This window comes from Streptococcus sp. XMC, from assembly GCF_021341835.1.
In the GTDB taxonomy this organism is placed as follows: domain Bacteria; phylum Bacillota; class Bacilli; order Lactobacillales; family Streptococcaceae; genus Streptococcus.
Window position 1 is genome coordinate 68,622 of the sequence record NZ_JAJTNQ010000003.1, and the last position, 16,909, is coordinate 85,530.

Annotated in this window: 15 protein-coding genes; 6 read left to right on the forward strand and 9 right to left on the reverse strand. The window is 45.1% G+C overall.

Annotation, left to right across the window (positions count from 1 at the left end):
- Positions 1-156 precede the first annotated feature (156 nt).
- Positions 157-2,052, reverse strand: a complete 1,896-nt coding sequence (locus LXO72_RS06840) for a M13 family metallopeptidase (RefSeq protein WP_195324310.1) — start codon at positions 2,050-2,052, stop codon at positions 157-159.
- Positions 2,053-2,201: 149 nt separating this feature from the next.
- Here LXO72_RS06840 and LXO72_RS06845 point away from each other — a divergent pair, with 149 nt between their 5' ends.
- From LXO72_RS06845 to tpx, 4 genes are all read left to right on the forward strand, one after another.
- Complete coding sequence (locus LXO72_RS06845; protein ID WP_048788741.1) at positions 2,202-2,924, forward strand: metal ABC transporter ATP-binding protein; 723 nt, start codon at positions 2,202-2,204, stop codon at positions 2,922-2,924.
- Positions 2,921-3,760, forward strand: coding sequence for a metal ABC transporter permease (locus LXO72_RS06850; protein ID WP_009732123.1), 840 nt, complete (start codon positions 2,921-2,923; stop codon positions 3,758-3,760). The genes LXO72_RS06845 and LXO72_RS06850 overlap by 4 nt, the downstream gene beginning before the upstream one ends.
- Positions 3,761-3,785: 25 nt before the next feature.
- Complete coding sequence (locus LXO72_RS06855) at positions 3,786-4,718, forward strand: metal ABC transporter substrate-binding protein (protein ID WP_048788740.1); 933 nt, start codon at positions 3,786-3,788, stop codon at positions 4,716-4,718.
- Between the two features lie 87 nt (positions 4,719-4,805).
- A complete protein-coding gene (gene tpx / locus LXO72_RS06860; protein ID WP_040802778.1) occupies positions 4,806-5,300 on the forward strand; it encodes a thiol peroxidase in 495 nt (164 codons plus the stop codon).
- Positions 5,301-5,407: 107 nt separating this feature from the next.
- Here tpx and LXO72_RS06865 read toward each other — a convergent pair whose 3' ends face one another.
- On the reverse strand, positions 5,408-6,433 hold the full coding sequence (locus LXO72_RS06865; RefSeq protein ID WP_048788739.1) for a DUF3114 domain-containing protein: 1,026 nt from the start codon (positions 6,431-6,433) through the stop codon (positions 5,408-5,410).
- Between the two features lie 140 nt (positions 6,434-6,573).
- Between LXO72_RS06865 and LXO72_RS06870 the strand changes: the two genes are divergently transcribed.
- A complete protein-coding gene (locus LXO72_RS06870; RefSeq protein WP_023027609.1) occupies positions 6,574-7,227 on the forward strand; it encodes a metal-dependent transcriptional regulator in 654 nt (217 codons plus the stop codon).
- Between the two features lie 293 nt (positions 7,228-7,520).
- Here the strand turns inward: LXO72_RS06870 and dtd are convergent, their stop codons facing one another.
- Both dtd and LXO72_RS06880 read right to left on the reverse strand, forming a co-directional pair.
- Positions 7,521-7,964 carry a D-aminoacyl-tRNA deacylase gene (gene dtd / locus LXO72_RS06875; protein WP_023027608.1) on the reverse strand — a complete coding sequence of 148 codons (444 nt, stop codon included), beginning with the start codon at positions 7,962-7,964 and terminating at the stop codon, positions 7,521-7,523.
- 203 nt (positions 7,965-8,167) lie between these two features.
- Complete coding sequence (locus LXO72_RS06880) at positions 8,168-10,387, reverse strand: RelA/SpoT family protein (protein ID WP_233331908.1); 2,220 nt, start codon at positions 10,385-10,387, stop codon at positions 8,168-8,170.
- Between the two features lie 270 nt (positions 10,388-10,657).
- Between LXO72_RS06880 and LXO72_RS06885 the strand changes: the two genes are divergently transcribed.
- Positions 10,658-13,042, forward strand: a complete 2,385-nt coding sequence (locus LXO72_RS06885) for a bifunctional 2',3'-cyclic-nucleotide 2'-phosphodiesterase/3'-nucleotidase (RefSeq protein WP_233331909.1) — start codon at positions 10,658-10,660, stop codon at positions 13,040-13,042.
- 39 nt (positions 13,043-13,081) lie between these two features.
- Here LXO72_RS06885 and LXO72_RS06890 read toward each other — a convergent pair whose 3' ends face one another.
- The 5 genes from LXO72_RS06890 to LXO72_RS06910 all read right to left on the reverse strand — a co-directional run bounded on the left by LXO72_RS06890 (position 13,082) and on the right by LXO72_RS06910 (position 16,907).
- Positions 13,082-13,831, reverse strand: coding sequence for a 16S rRNA (uracil(1498)-N(3))-methyltransferase (locus LXO72_RS06890; protein ID WP_233331910.1), 750 nt, complete (start codon positions 13,829-13,831; stop codon positions 13,082-13,084).
- Position 13,832: 1 nt separating this feature from the next.
- Positions 13,833-14,783, reverse strand: a complete 951-nt coding sequence (gene prmA, locus LXO72_RS06895) for a 50S ribosomal protein L11 methyltransferase (RefSeq protein WP_233331985.1) — start codon at positions 14,781-14,783, stop codon at positions 13,833-13,835.
- Positions 14,784-14,920: 137 nt separating this feature from the next.
- Positions 14,921-15,349 (reverse strand): NUDIX hydrolase, encoded by a 429-nt coding sequence (locus tag LXO72_RS06900; RefSeq protein ID WP_233331911.1) that lies wholly within the window; start codon positions 15,347-15,349, stop codon positions 14,921-14,923.
- A gap of 1 nt (position 15,350) precedes the next feature.
- Positions 15,351-16,418 (reverse strand): M50 family metallopeptidase, encoded by a 1,068-nt coding sequence (locus LXO72_RS06905; protein ID WP_233331912.1) that lies wholly within the window; start codon positions 16,416-16,418, stop codon positions 15,351-15,353.
- Between the two features lie 18 nt (positions 16,419-16,436).
- Positions 16,437-16,907, reverse strand: a complete 471-nt coding sequence (locus LXO72_RS06910) for a DUF3013 family protein (RefSeq protein ID WP_000257127.1) — start codon at positions 16,905-16,907, stop codon at positions 16,437-16,439.
- Positions 16,908-16,909 lie beyond the last annotated feature (2 nt).

Below are 16,909 nucleotides of genomic sequence, written 5' to 3' on the forward strand. Positions count from 1 at the left end.
CACATCGTCAAGAAAAATCAATAAATTGCTTAACTGAAGTCAAGACTACTTCCTTTGGAAAAAAGATAAATCAATTGGCATTCATGGAATGCGGCATTGATTTCCTATTTTTCTGCAGGAAGTTTCGGTAAACCGAATCGTCTCTCCTATCTTACATTACCAAATGATCACGCGGTCTTCTGGTTTTCGCCACATGCCATCGCCTTCTTTGACATCAAAGGTTTCAAAGAATTCATCAAAGTTTGGCAATTGGACATTGGTACGGAGTTTTCCTGGTGCGTGCACGTCAACACTTGCGAGGAGTTGCATGTACTCTGGTCGAGCTTTCATGCGCCAGATGCGAGCAAAGTTGGTAAAGAATTCTTCTGCGGAGAAGTCTGCTTCTTTCTTAGCGGCTTCAAGGGCTGCGGCAATTCCTCCGAGGTCTGCCACATTTTCAGAAACGGTCAATTTCCCGTTGATCTTAGCACCGTAAGAGTCTTGGCCTTCGAACTGATCGATGACCTTTTGCGTGCGAGCAGTAAAGGCTTCGTAATCTTCTGGCTTCCACCAATCTTTCAAACTACCGTGCTCGTCAAAGGATGCTCCATTGGTGTCAAAGGCGTGGGAGATTTCATGGGCAATGACCGCACCGATTCCGCCGTAGTTAGCTGATGACGATTGGTGAAGGTCATAGAAAGGCGCCTGTAAGATCGCTGCTGGGAAAACGATTTGGTTTTGTTGCGGATCATAGTAAGCATTGACCATATTAGCTGGCATGTGCCACTCACTCCGATCGACTGGTTGGTTCCACTTGCTCCAAGTATGGGCAATGGAAATTTGAGCCAATTTTTGAGCATTTTCCACCAAGGTCTTGCTCTCGTCGATGATCTTTTTGGCATACGTTTCTGGTAATTTTTCAGGGTAGCCGATATGTGGTGTGATGACATTGAGCTTGACAATGGCTTTTTCACGAGTTTCAGGAGCGAGCCAATCCGCTTTTTCTAAGCGATCCTTGTAAACCTCAATCATGGTCGCTACTTTATGCTCTACGTCTGCTTTCGCTTCTGGTGAGAATTTTTCGCCCGCATACCAGAGTCCAAGCGCTTGGCTATAAGGCCCTTCCGCCAAGGCCAGAGCGGCTTTTTCTTTCGGACGTGCTTCTGGTGTCCCTGTAATCGTACGGCTATACTCACCAGATAAGACACGGATTTCTTCAGTCAAGAAAGACGTCCAAGAAAGAGCTGCACTGAGTTTCAACTTGGCATGAAGGGTTTCCCAGTTGGCTGCTGAGTAGAATTTTGGCGCAAATTCCTTCCAGAAGCGCTCTTCTGGAACAATGATAGTATCTGGCGTTTGCCCGATCACTTCTGTAAAGAAGGTATCGAGTGGCAATTCTGGAACCAAGGCCTTGAAATCTGCCCACTCATAAGGATGGTAGAGTTTGTTGTACTCGGATTTTTCTTCGTTTGACAAGACATATTTGGCCAATTCTGCATCGGCCGCAATCACCTTATCCAGGATATCTTTGATTTCTTCCTCTGAGAAATCAAATTTTGCCAAGAGCTTTTCAACCATTTGACGCCAAACAGCCAATAACTCTGGGCCTTTTTCATTGCCTTCTTCATAGTAGGTCGTATCAGGCAAGATCAAACCGAGTGCTTCTCCCCACAAGACATTCATTTGGGCATTCATAAAGTCTGGTGACACGCTAAATGGCATGAGATTTGGTTTGCCAGCTAGCTCATAGGTCCCCAACTTACTGGTATAGTCTTCAAAAGAAGACAAGGCCTTGATTTCATTGATCAAGGGCATAGCTGGAGCCACACCAGCTGCTTCTCGCGCATCAAAATCTGCCACCATCTTGTGGTATTTGACAAAGTTTTGGAGAATACTGTCTTCTGGCAGCTCTTCTCCTCGTTGCCATTTTCCGGTAATATCCAACATCAAGTTTTCGATCTCTTGGATCAAGTCCATAAAACCACCGGTTGACGGTTTGTCATCTGGAATCACAGCTGTCTCAGCCCATTTCCCGTTGACGTAATCATAAAAATCATCTTGTAAACGTACCATGATCTTCTCACTTTCAATCTTTTGTAATAACCTTATCAAAAATAGGTCTATTTTTCAATGATTACAAGTGAGTTAATCTAAATTATTTAAAAAAATTAACTTGACTTAATTTTTTAATTTATGTATATTAATGGTAAAGGAGAAAAATCATGATTCAAATTGAACATCTAAGTGTTGCTTACCAGCAAACACTGGCCTTGGAGAATCTTTCTCTCACCATCCAGGGTCCAACCATCCTAGGAATTCTTGGACCCAACGGAGCTGGAAAATCAACCTTGATCAAGGCTATGCTAGGACTTCTCCCTCATTCGGGAAAAGTCCTACTCGATCAAAAAGATCTCGACCAAGTTCTTCAACGAGTGGCCTACGTCGAACAAAAGACAGCTATTGATTTCCACTTCCCCATCACAGTGCGAGAGTGTGTCTCACTGGGCCTCTACCCCCATCTTTCTATCTTCAAGCGAAAAAGCAAAGAGGATCTCCAAAAGGTGGAAGATGCCTTAAAACTTGTCAATCTCCTTGATCTCGCGGATCGCCAGATTGGCCAACTCTCGGGAGGGCAATTCCAACGGGTCCTAATCGCCCGCTGCTTGGTCCAAGAAGCAGATGTCATCTTTTTGGATGAGCCCTTCGCTGGAATTGACTCTGTTAGCGAGGACATCATCATGCAGACACTCCAAACCCTGAAAAAGGAAGGCAAGACCATCCTGATCGTCCATCACGATCTCAGCAAGGTTCCAGCTTACTTTGACCAAGTCCTCCTCCTTCATCGCAAACTGATTGCTTTTGGGAAAACAGAGGAAACCTTTACCAAAGAGAATCTGCATGCAGCCTACGGGCATGAACTCTTTATAGGAGGTGAAATCAGATGATTGCAGAATTTATCGATGGATTACAACAATTTCATTTCCTCCAAAACGCTCTCATTACAGCTATTGCCATCGGGATCGTCGCCGGTGCGGTCGGATGTTTCATCATTCTGCGAGGCTTGTCTCTCATGGGGGACGCTATTTCGCACGCAGTCCTTCCAGGGGTGGCTTTGTCCTTTATCTTAGGTATCAACTTTTTTATTGGCGCCATCATCTTTGGCCTCTTAGCTTCCATCCTGATCACCTATATCAAGAGCAACTCCATCATCAAGAGCGACACTGCGATTGGGATTACCTTTTCTTCTTTCCTCGCCTTAGGGGTCATCTTGATTGGAGTCGCTAAAAGTTCCACTGACCTCTTCCACATCCTCTTTGGGAATATCTTGGCCGTGCAAGACCAGGATATGTGGATGACCATTGGTATTGGTGTGGCTGTCTTACTGGCGATTTGCCTGCTCTTTCGACCCTTGCTACTTACTTCCTTCGACCCTGTCCTCGCTCAATCCATGGGCGTTCGGGTCAAGGTCTATCACTACCTTCTCATGGTGCTCTTGACCTTGGTTTCTGTCACTGCTATGCAGAGTGTCGGGACCATTCTCATCGTCGCCATGCTCATCACACCTGCTGCGACGGCCTATCTCTATGCCAATAGCCTCTGGTCCATGATGCTCCTTTCATCCGGATTAGGTGCTCTTGCATCCATCCTAGGACTTTTTATTGGTTATAGCTTCAACATCGCTGTCGGATCTTGTATTGTCATCACTTCTGCCGTCTTCTTTCTCATTAGCTTCTTTATCGCTCCCAAGCAGAGAAAGAACAGACATTCCCCTTCGTACTAAGATTAATCTCATAAAGGAGAAAAAAATGAAAAAACTAACTTCCGTCTTAGCCCTCTTTGTGGCTCTCTTATTTGGTTTACTGGCTTGTAGCAAAGACTCTTCTTCCAAGTCCTCATCCGATAAATTGAAAGTGGTCACCACCAACTCCATCCTCGCAGATATGACAAAAAATATCGCTGGAGATAAAATCGAGCTACACAGTATTGTCCCTGTCGGCCAAGATCCCCATGAATACGAACCACTCCCAGAAGATGTCAAAAAAACTTCACAAGCAGACCTCATCTTCTACAACGGCATCAACCTCGAAACGGGTGGCAATGCTTGGTTTACCAAGTTGGTCAAAAATGCTAATAAAGTAGAAAACAAGGACTATTTCGCTGCCAGCGATGGCGTAGAGGTCATCTACCTAGAAGGCCAAAACCAAGCTGGAAAAGAAGACCCTCACGCTTGGCTCAATCTCGAAAACGGGATCATCTATGCTAAAAACATTGCTAAACAATTGATCGCCAAAGATCCAAAAAATAAGGACTTCTACGAAAAAAATCTAGCAGCCTATACTGAAAAACTGAGCAAGCTGGATCAAGAAGCCAAGCAAGCATTCAATAACATCCCAGCAGAGAAGAAGATGATCGTAACCAGTGAGGGTTGCTTCAAGTACTTCTCCAAAGCCTACGGCGTCCCATCTGCCTATATCTGGGAAATCAACACTGAAGAAGAAGGGACACCTGAACAAATCAAAACGCTGCTAGAGAAATTGCGTCAAACCAAAGTACCGTCCCTCTTTGTCGAATCCAGTGTCGATGAGCGTCCTATGAAAACTGTGTCTAAGGATAGCAATATCCCTATCTTTGCAAAGATCTTTACTGACTCGATCGCCAAAGAAGGCGAAGAAGGCGACAGCTACTACAGCATGATGAAATGGAATTTGGAGAAAATCGCAGAAGGTTTGAACAAATAAGATTCCAAACTGATTAGATTCTCAAACAAATCAGTGGCTCTTCCCCCTTCATTAATGTACAATGAAAAGAAAAAAGGAGTCTTTGCTATGACAACATTTTTAGGAAACCCTGTTACCTTTACCGGATCTCAACTTCAAGTTGGCGATACTGCTCATGACTTTTCACTGACTACACCAAACTTAGAGAAAAAATCTTTGGCTGATTTTGCTGGGAAGAAAAAAGTCCTCAGCGTGATCCCATCTATTGACACAGGTATCTGTTCCACCCAAACACGTCACTTCAACCAGGCCCTCTCTGACATGGAGGACACTGTGGTCTTGACGGTTTCCGTCGACCTTCCTTTCGCTCAAGGTAAATGGTGTGCTGCTGAAGGGATCGAAAATGCCATCATGCTCTCAGACTACTTCGACCATTCCTTCGGAAAAGCCTATGGCCTCTTGATCAATGAATGGCATTTGCTCGCACGCGCTGTCTTGGTCCTAGATGCGGACAACAAGGTCACTTACGTCGAATACCTAGACAACATCAACAGCGAACCCAATTACGACGCGGCAATCGAAGCCGTCAAAGCACTTGATTAAATAAAAAAGAGGTCTACGACCTCTTTTTTATATCTACAAAATTCGTTCAGAGACTTTCCTTAAGAGAATTTCTAAGAGTCCTTTTTCTTCAATCCGAAAGAGGACTACTATAAAAACCGATGGAGTCCATTCTGAAGGAGGACTCGCCAGCGTAAGCGTGGGATGCCTCTGAGGAAACTCCGCACACGCTTTGCTACCTGTTGCTTGTAGCTCTTGCCTCCTTGTGCAAAGGTTCCCTTCCGGCTCCAATAGCCCTGCTCTCCACGATCATTCTTCGGAGCTAGATAGCGAACACCTTGCTGATAGAGGACCTTCTTACGAAAAGGTGGATCCCACGATTTGACGGGATCGATATCCAAGTCCTTATGAGTCCGGCCTCTGGCTAAACCATAGTTGAAACTGGCTCCATTGACAATGCCATTTTCAGAAATCTGATTCGGGTCCACTTCGTTGAGAAACTGGCCACCCTGATCCAGGATATACTCAGTATGAAAGTTGAGCAAGACCTTAAAATTCAACTGGGCCTGAGCACGCGATGGGAAGGCGAGCTGGCCGTTTTGATCCACATAGACCTTATTGTGAAGACGAGCCGCCTCATAGGCATCAATCTTAATTCCTTTTGTCTCCTGTAAGTAAGCTTGTAGCGCCTCTTCATCAGTCTGTCCAGTTTTGGCATAATGCTCCCGAATCCACTGGGTCTGGTAGGCAGAGAGCAGATAGCGGAACTGGTGGATCTGGCGTTTTAAGAGCTGATCTCCTGCTTTGCTGGCTAATGAATCCAGAGCAAAAGCTACTTGGACCACTCTTGAAAAAGAAGACCAAAAAGGTGAATGAGGGGGACAATCTGGCCAGAACCGCTTCAGTAAGAAGGCGGTCTCCTCACAGGTTCCCGATAAATCCCGTGGCATGAGACAGAGATGCATAACCCCTTTTAAGAGGGCCTGGGCACGACCTGCCGTCAATCCTTGCAGTTCTCTCTGCCACATCTCTTGGAAAAGAGGGCTGGCAAAGACAAAGACAGAGCGGTAACAGTCTTGCCTTCTTGCTTCATCTTCGCAAGACTGCAGTCGTTTTTCTAAGTAGCTGAGACCTCTGGTCGTCCAGCCCAGTTTTTCTAATTCCCGTCGCTTCATCTGCCCCCTCCTTTCCATATTGTTTTCGGTTTATGCTTCTATACTATCATCTTTCGCCCTCCCAGACAATTCCTATCCACTGGCCAAGCCATTTTGCGCTTTTTTTGATATACTAGAAGGAGCGAAGAAAAGAGGACCCTATGACACCAAATAAAGAAGATTACCTCAAGTGCATCTATGAAATCGGCACGCAACATGAAAAAATTAGTAACAAAGAGATTGCGGCCCGGATGCAGGTTTCGCCTCCAGCCGTGACTGAGATGGTCAAGCGAATGATCTCGGAGAATCTCCTCATCAAGGACAAGACCCACGGCTATCTGCTAACCAAGCTCGGCCTCCAAACGGTTTCCGATCTCTTTCGCAAGCACCGCTTGATTGAAGTGTTCTTGCTCAAAAAACTGGGCTATACGACTGAAGAAGTCCATGAAGAGGCTGAAGTGCTCGAACATACTGTCTCCGACCGCTTTATCGATAAACTTGACCAGATGTTAGACACTCCTAAAACCTGCCCCCATGGAGGAACCATTCCACCCAAAGGAAAACTTCTCATCGAGGCTTACCAGGACCGTTTGAGTGATGTCAGCGAACCGGGAACCTATCGTTTGCGAAGAGTCCAGGATAGCTTTGAATTGCTGAATTTTTTAGACCAGATCCAGCTGACCATTGGAGATGTCATTCTCTTCAAAGGCTATGATGATTACACCGGCCTCTATCATCTCCAGATCAAAGACCAAGACATCCAAATCAATCATCTGATTGCCCAACAACTTTACATAGAAAAACATGCCCTTTGATAAAGGGCATGTCAGATTGAAGAAATAGTATTCCTAGAAACTTTCCTTAGGTGAGTACGGACGTCAGCGAACTTCTACGAAGTTCCATGACTTAGTTTTGAACCTAAGGTTTCAAAACTCCCGAATGCTTGAAACAACAATGTTTCAAGCATTTTTCTCACAGCGGAAAGTTTCGGATTTACTTTGACAATCCAGAGTAATATAAGAATTTTTTTGAAAAATTATCCAGCTATCCTAAGTAAAAAGTAATTTGTCTACATTCAAACATGCCTTTTAATCAAGGGCTTGTTTTTTTATGGATTTTTCGTATCGAGGATGATGGTCACTGGGCCATCATTGATGAGTTCAATTGCCATATCTGCAGCGAAGACCCCTCGTTTGACAGGGACTTCCTTTTCTAACAAATCATTAAAATCATCATAGAGCTGGCTAGCCATCTCTGGATTGGCTGCCCCAATAAAGGCTGGACGATTGCCTTTTTTTGTCTGGGCAAAGAGGGTAAATTGAGAAATCGAGAGGATTTCTCCTTGAATATCCTTAACAGATAAGTTCATCTTCCCTTCTTCATCCGAGAAAATTCGCATTTGCGTGACCTTTCGTACTGCGTATTCCAGGTCCTTTTGGTCATCATCCGGACCCACTCCCACCAAGAGAAGAAGTCCTTCTTGAATCTGACTATAAACTTGACCATCAATAGAAACCGAGGCCCTTTTGACCCGTTGAATTACTAATTTCATCTTATTATCCTATTATACAATCTATTGGGCTCACCACTAAGCTTCAAAGAACATCGACTTCAAACAAGGCGATGAAAAGCAGGCAGACTATCCGAAAACCAAAGGCTGTTCAGTTGCTTTTAGGGCAAGGCAGCGAGACGAAGACAGTACTGGAGTACGGCGAGGCGAGCTAACGAAGCAATAAAAGATAACTGAGCAGCCGACTAGCCGTTGGTACGCTTAACAGAGTACACCTCCGGCACACTCTTAATCTTATCCACAACCGTTGTCAACATAGACAGGTTTGGAATCCCGAAGGAAATGTGGATATTGGCAAATTTCATATCTTTGGTTGGTTGGGCATTGACAGTTGAGATCATCTTAGCCGTGTTGGAGAGGACTTGAAGGACATCATTGAGAAAGCCTGCACGGTTGAGGCCGTAGATATCGATATGGGCGATGTAATCCTTGGTCGTGTTATTGTCTTCCCACTCGACGTCGATCAAGCGTTGCTCGTAGTTGTCTTGGGCCCGCAGGTTCATACAGTCTTGACGGTGAATGGCAACCCCACGTCCTTTGGTAATGTAACCGACAATTGTATCTCCTGGGACGGGATTGCAACACTTAGCAATCCGGATCAAGAGACCAGAAGCCCCTTGGATGACCACGCCACCTTCATGGCGGACCTTGAGGGTGTCTTTTTTGTTTTCAACCTTGACTTCGCCACCTTTGACCAGTTCTTCAGCTTCTGCACGCGCCTTGGCCTTTTCCTCTTCTCGACGCTCTTCCTCCGTCAAACGATTAAAGACAGAGATGGCTCCGATTTCTCCAAAACCGATGGCCGCAAACAAGGCCTCTTCGGTCTTGTAGCTGGTCTTTTGCAAGACCTTGTCCATGTGCTTCTTATCCATGAACTTGTTGGCAATCATATCATGCTCATGGAATTGGGCCATGAGCAACTCTCGTCCACGGTTGATCGAGAGTTCCTTGTCTTGGTTCTTAAAGAATTGGCGGATCTTATTGCGGGCCTTGCTGGTCTTGACGATATTGAGCCAGTCACGACTTGGTCCAAATGAATTTGGATTGGTGGTGATTTCAACCTGGTCACCCGTTTTCAGCTTGGTAGTCAAAGGAACCATACGGCCATTAACCTTGGCACCAGTCGCTTTTTCCCCGATCTTGGTATGAATCTCATAGGCAAAGTCAATCGGTCCAGAATCCTTTGGAAGAGAACGAACCGCTCCATCTGGGGTAAAGACATAAATCTCTTCGGCTAGATAGTTTTCTTTGACCGTATCTACAAATTCTTTGGCATCATCCGCCTGATCTTGGAGTTCCATCATCTCCTTGATCCAGTTCATCCCAATAGCCGATTCTTTGCTATTGACTTGGCCCTTGATTCCTTTCTTATAAGCCCAGTGTGCCGCAACCCCGTACTCAGCAACCTCGTGCATTTCCTTGGTACGGATCTGGAACTCGATGGGACCTTTTGGTCCGTAAACAGTGGTATGGATGGACTGGTAACCATTGGCCTTGCGATTGGCGATGTAGTCCTTGAAACGGCCTGGCATAGGCTTCCACAACTCGTGGATATAGCCCAGCATGGCATAGACGTCACTTGGTGATTCTAGGATACAGCGAATGGCAATCAAATCATAGATTTCATCAAAGCGCTTCTTCTTATCCTGCATCTTGCGGTAGATGGAGTAGATATGCTTAGGACGACCATAGATTTTCCCATAGAGGTGGCGTTCTGCCGCATAGGACTCGATCTTTTGGACAACTTCTTCTACCAAGGCTTCCCGCTCGCGACGCTTCTCCTTCATCATATGGGAAATCTTGTAAAACTCGACTTCGTTCAGATAACGGAAGGATAGATCTTCCAACTCCCACTTGACACTGGAAATCCCGAGACGGTGAGCCAGTGGTGCATAAATTTCCATGGTTTCCTGAGAAATCCGCTCTTGCTTATCCTTGCGTAAATGTTTCAAAGTCCGCATGTTGTGCAAACGGTCTGCTAACTTGACCAAGATGACACGGATGTCTTGAGACATGGCCATGAGCATCTTGCGATGGTTCTCTGCCAACTGCTCTTCATGGGACTTGTATTTGACCTTCCCGAGCTTGGTCACTCCGTCAACAATCACTCGAACATCATGTCCAAATTCGCGTTCTAAATCATCTAAGGTCGCATCTGTATCCTCGACAACGTCGTGCAAAAAACCACAGGCAACCGTCACAGCATCCAACTTCAATTTTGCCAAAATGCCGGCAACTTGAATAGGGTGGATGATATAAGGTTCACCTGATTTACGGAATTGCCCACTATGACAGTCGACCGCATAAAGGAGAGCTTTTTCTACAAATGCAACATCCTCTCCCGACAAGTATTTTTTTGTAAGGGCAATAACCTGGCCCCCTGTTAAAGGTTCTTCTTTCGGCATCTAGTTTTCTCCACTTTCTTGCCTTCTATTCTATCACTTTTAGCCCTATATGAAAACTAGTCCGATTGACTTTCCGAGAAAGGGCTCGATTCCCAAAAATAAGAAGTACAATTCCCGAACTTAAAAAAATTTTTCTTCGGTTTTTAGGCTTTCTTTCGGCATTTAGAGGAAATTTTATCCATTTACCATATAGAAATCCTACGAAAACGAATACATTCTGAACAAAATAAGATATAATAGAAAGACATCATTTTATTTAGGAGGACAACCATGTCACCATTCCGTAAACAGGCTGCCCTATTCAGCCTTGCTGCTGCTTTCTTGGCGACGACGACTGCCCAAGCAGATGAAGCGACAAGCTCAAGCGCAACTGATTCGTCAGCAGCTGCTGTCACAGAGGCCGCAACTCCTGCATCTCCTGCGACTAGCACTGAAGCATCCACTAGCAATAACACTCCGACTGCTAGCGGAGAAGCCACTACTACAGTAACCGAAGCGACTCCAGCTGCACCTCAAAATAGTGCCAGTGACGCAAAAGCGAACACTCCAGTTGAGGGGCAAGAAGTCGACGTCCGCATCCTTGCGACAACGGACCTTCATACCAACTTGGTCAACTACGACTACTACCAGGACAAACCAGCGCAAAACGTTGGTCTGGCAAAAACAGCTGTCTTGATCGAAGATGCGAAAAAAGAAAACAGCAACGTCCTCCTCGTTGATAACGGAGATACTATCCAAGGAACTCCTCTTGGTACCTACAAGGCCATCGTTAATCCTATTAAAGATGGTGAACAACACCCGATGTATACAGCTCTTCAAAAATTGGGCTTTGATGCAGGAACCCTTGGAAACCATGAATTCAACTATGGACTAGACTACCTCAAAAAGGTCATCGCAACCGCTGGTATGCCAATCGTCAATGCCAACGTCGTAGATGCAAAAACTGGCGCTTTTGTCTATGATCCCTACAAGATCATCAAAAAGACCTATACCGACAAAAACGGTCGTTCAGTCGATGTCAATATCGGGGTAACAGGAATCGTTCCTCCACAGATTCTGAGCTGGGACAAGGCCAATCTCGAAGGCAAGGTCAAAGTCAATGACTCCGTCGAAGCCGTCCAAGCTATCATCCCAGAAATGCGCAAAGCTGGAGCTGACGTCGTCCTCGTTCTTTCTCACTCTGGTATCGGAGATGACAAGTACGAAAAAGGTGAAGAAAACGAAGGCTACCAAATCGCTAGCCTCCCAGGTGTTGACGCTGTCGTAACAGGTCACTCACACGCAGAATTCCCAAGCGGAAATGGAACTGGCTTCTACGAAAAATATGCTGGCGTTGACGGCGTAAACGGTAAAATCAACGGAACACCGGTTACCATGGCTGGAAAATACGGCGACCACCTCGGAGTCATCGACCTGAACCTTCGCTACACAGATGGCAAATGGTCAGTAGTCGGAAGCAAGGCTGCCATCCGCAAGATCGACACCAAATCACAAACAGCCGACGAGCGCATCACCGCTATCGCGAAAGAAGCCCACGAAGGTACAGTCAAATATGTCCGCCAACAAGTCGGAACTACTTCTGCTCCAATCACCAGCTACTTTGCCCTTGTGAAAGACGATCCATCTGTCCAAATCGTGAACAACGCACAAACATGGTACGCTAAGAAAGAGTTGGCAGGAACTCCGGAAGCCAACCTTCCGATCCTCTCTGCTGCAGCGCCATTTAAGGCAGGTACCCGTGGAGATGCTACTGCCTACACAGATATCCCAGCTGGCCCAATCGCCATCAAGAACGTTGCTGACCTTTATCTCTACGATAATGTCACTGCCATCCTCAAGGTGACTGGTGCGCAACTTAAGGAATGGTTGGAAATGTCTGCTGGACAATTCAACACGATCGACCCAACCAGCAAAGAGCCTCAACAGCTTGTCAACCCTAGCTACCGGACCTACAACTTTGACGTTATCGACGGGGTGACCTATGAGTTCGACGTAACCCAACCAAATAAATACGACCGCGAAGGAAAAACGGTTAACCCAGACGCTAGCCGTGTGCGCAACTTGAAATACCAAGGTAAGGAAGTCACTGCAGATCAAGAATTTATCGTTGTGACCAATAACTACCGGGCAAACGGAAAATTCCCAGGCGTTCGCGATGCTAGCTTGAATCAACTTCTTGGATTGGAAAACCGCCAAGCTATCATCAACTACATCTTGGAAGAAAAGAACATCAACCCAAGTGCAGACGGTAACTGGCGCTTTACAAGCAGTATCAAGGATGCAGACGTCCGCTTCTTAACTGCTGACAAAGCTAAGGATCTGGTTGGTAAAGACGGAGATATCGTCTATCTTGAACCATCCAATCAAGAAGGATTCGGAGAATTCCGCTTTGTTTATGTGGAACCTAAAACGACTCCAGCAGATCAAAACAATCCAGCTAACTTGGTATCTAACCAAACAAACCAAGCACAAGATGAAATCATCACCCTTGCCCATAACCAACAAACCATCACACTGCCTGCACCTACTAAATCTGTAGTCAAAGCAGAAAGCCTGCCAGAAACTGGCCAACGAGCTTCTATCATGGCCCTTGTCGGATTGGTGATGACAGGACTTGGTTTCCTTCTCCCATCTCGTAAGAAAGAAGAAAACTAATTCTTTCCTACTCTAAAAAATAACGCGTGAAGATAAACTTCACGCGTTTTTCATTAATTCTGTGATAACACTCACTGCGCTAAGAGCGTAGAGTGGGGCTGTTTCTGCTCGCAAAATACGAGGACCAAGACCTGCCAAGACTGCTCCCTTAGCTTCAAAACTTTCGATTTCTGCAGGTGACAGACCACCTTCTGGACCAAAGATAAAGAGCAATTTGGCTCCCTTCTCGAGTCCATTAACTGCTTGTAAAAGCGCAGCGGCTTCTCCTTCTTTGGCCGACTCTTCATAAGCCACTACGATAGAGTCAAATTGGTCCAGTTGAGCTAGAAAGTCTGATTTTTTCTCGAAAAGTGTGACACTTGGTACTAGATTACGCTTGCTTTGTTCTGCTGCTCCAAGGGCAATTTTTTCTAGTTTTTCAATCTTTTTACCCAATTTCTTGCCATCCCATTTGGCGACCGACCAATCGGCAGGGAAGGACCAAATCTGGCTGGCGCCCAGTTCAGTTACTTTTTGAGTGATAAACTCGAGCTTGTCGCCCTTGGGAAAGCCAGATGCGATGGTCACCTGGATTGGTAATTCCACGTTGTCAGCTAACTTTTCAACCAACTCAAACTGACGATTTTCAACATCCAAGACGCGCGCCAAACGCTTGATACCATCATCAAAGACTAAGGTCACCTCATCATCTTCTTTCAAGCGCATAACCTGAAACATATGCTTGCTGGTTTCCTTGTCCTCGATGGTGACAGGAGAGACTGCACTCCCCTTGACAAAATACTGCTGCATGCTAGCCTCCAATCACACCGGAAATATCCTTGGTTTTCTTAAAGACACAGGCATTCCATTCCCCTTGAACCATGTGAGTTTCGAGGAAAAATCCAGCTGACTCAGCCGACTCGCGCACCATGTCCCACTTGTCCTTGATAATGCCACTCATGATGAGGTAGCCTTCATCCTTGACCAAGCGGTAAGCATCATCCGTCAAATGAATAAGGATATCCGCCAAGATATTAGCCACAATCACATCTGCCTCAATCTCAACTCCCTTAAGCAAGTCTCCTGCTGCTACATGAATGTTTTCCATACCAGGGTTGAGCTCAATATTTTCCTGAGCAACACGAACTGCCACATCATCCAGGTCGTAGGCGAAAATTTCCTTGGCACCTAGAAGCGAGCTAGCAATAGAGAGGACGCCTGATCCAGTCCCCACATCCAGCACTCTTTCCCCACCACGAAGGACCTGCTCCAAAGCAAAAAGGCTCATCTTAGTGGTTGGATGGGTTCCAGTCCCAAAAGCCATACCAGGATCCAGCTTAATAATCTTTTCCCCAGCAGTCGCCTCATAGTCTGTCCAAGAGGGAACTATGGTCAAATCATGAGTGATGCGAGCTGGTTCATAGTATTTCTTCCAGTTGTCAGCCCAGTCTTCCTCAGCCAAGGCAGTCGTCCCCATCTTGACCTCACCCAAATCCATAAAGTCTGTCAATTCTGCCAGGCGAGACTGCAAATCCGCCTCAACAACTGCTACATCAACCGTATCAGGGTAATAGGCGGTCACTACGATTTCTTCTTGCTGCTCCACCTCTGGGAAAATTTCACCAAAACGATCCACATTTCCCACATAGTCCATGCTATCTTCAATCGCAACACCTTGGGCACCTAACTCAATCAAGAGATTGGAGACCAGCTCCTCGCCCTCACGCTTCACTGTAACTTTTAACTCTTGCCATGTTTCCATCATTAAGATACCAAGCCCGTAAAACACAAAGCCAAAATAGGAAATTCTCTGAAGACGCTTGTGTCTAAGAGAAGTTTATCTTTTTGGCACTGTGTTTAGGGCAGGTTCAGTTTATAAATTTAACTGAACCATCCTTTCTAATCACTTACTTTTAAATAATCTTTTAATCTCTCTTGTAACTGAGGTACAACCTTATCTGAGCCAAGAAACTCCTCCACATTCATCAGCTGATAGCCCTGTCCTTCGTTGCCAAAGATGATACTATCAAACTGCTCCTGTGTCAACTTGCCAACTAGAAATACGGATTGCTTCTCTGCAAAAAGCATACTTGGATAAACCTTCGCCCAAAGCAGACAATCCTCTGTCAGATGAATTCCCAGTTCTTCATAAACTTCACGCGCCGCGCACTCAAAAGGACTTTCATTACCTTCGCGTCCACCACCCGGCAACTCCCACATATTGGGCCAAGGGATATTTTCCTTATCATCACGCAAGATGACCAGTAGCTTATCACCACAAAATAAGGCAATCTTGCAACCTTGGAAATCAGTAAGTTCTATTTCCATATTAGACTCCTTCGGTTAATTCCTTTTCCAGCTCAGCTAACCAGTTTTGATAATAGCTTTTCTCATCCCGTAACATCCGACTGCTATTCATTTTCTGTCTAGCAATCTTCATAGCCTTGTGAGTTTGAACTACATCTTTCTTTACCTTAAATTGATACCAAGCTTGAATGACCTGCATATCTGCTGTTTTTAGAGATAAAAAGGATTTGACTCCTCGAATACTTGCATATTCTTCCGCCTTCTTATTATCTCCTTCCATCAGAGCAACTTGAAGAAGGTATAATTGAGAACTAGTTTTAGACATTGGATTGTCTGTTTTATCTAACACAGACTGAAACTGTTGCTTTGCAAGTTCTATATTATCATCCAATATGAATACCAACCCCTGAAGAGTCTGAACACTTTCTGCAAAACTCCCTCTCACCTCCTCATCAACAGGCATGATAAAGTCTTTTAAATCATATTCTTGAGGAGCTAGCAAGGTCTGGGCAGAATGCCTCAACATCAGGTAGGCGTATTTCGTATTTTCAGGGTGTTGTAGCAATTCCCAAATTTTTGCTCCATCGGTGATGCCGACTGGCAAAATGTTATTTAGGAAGAAAGACAAATTAAGAAAAATCCAAGTCCCTGCAAAATACCAGCTTCTTGTCAAAAACCCAAACACTATCGCCAATAATATCAAGCTGAGATGAACCATCAAGCCTCCTGAAAGCATCAGGATGATGCTTTGATCGCTTTCATCCTCTTTTAAACCAATGTATTGAGCACCAACATTTTTCATAATGGCTGTTCTACTAAGACGAAACTTGCCTGACTTTTTGGTCAAAATAAAATGTCCTAATCCAAAAGCCACCAGCCGATAGCCTGTCAAGTAGCCACAAAAAGCATGTCCCAGCTCATGAAGAATAAAGATTAAATACATGCTTAGAAGAGCGAAGGCATAACCAAAAGTAAAGACTAAAACTGCGGAATACCCCAGCTCTGCAAATGCGATGGTTCCACAAGCAAAAGCCAGCATAATAAAGACAACAGCTAGCACATAAACCAAATAAATACCAATTTTCTTCATAAAATCTCCAACCAACTCCTAGTATCTCGGATAAGGATAAAACTCTCCCTCTTCCAAGCCGACTTTTCCTTCTTCAAAGACTTCTTGGTTCCATTCCATGACGAATTCTTCTGCTTCTGGGTCTTCCAAAAAGTCCATGAGGGCATCTAGTCCAACCTCGGCAGTATCTTTGAGGAATAGCGCAAAATAAGCTAAGAATTCGCGGGAAAATCCTTTTTTAGGCAAGTAAGGGATGACAGTCAAATAGTCTTCCTCATTGACTGTTGATTTAGCAGGATTGTAAAAAAGCACTGCTTCTTCAAAGAGGATATCTTCTGATGAAACCTCTCCGTCTTCATCCACCATCTCCACGCCTGCAGCATTTTGCGCTTCTAACAAAAAACTCACTTCAACCGCGTGGTTGCGCTTATCCCAACTAATCTCAAAGTCAAAAGGAAAATTCTTCTCCAACTCTTCCTCTAAAACATCTAAAAATCCGTATGTTGCCATTT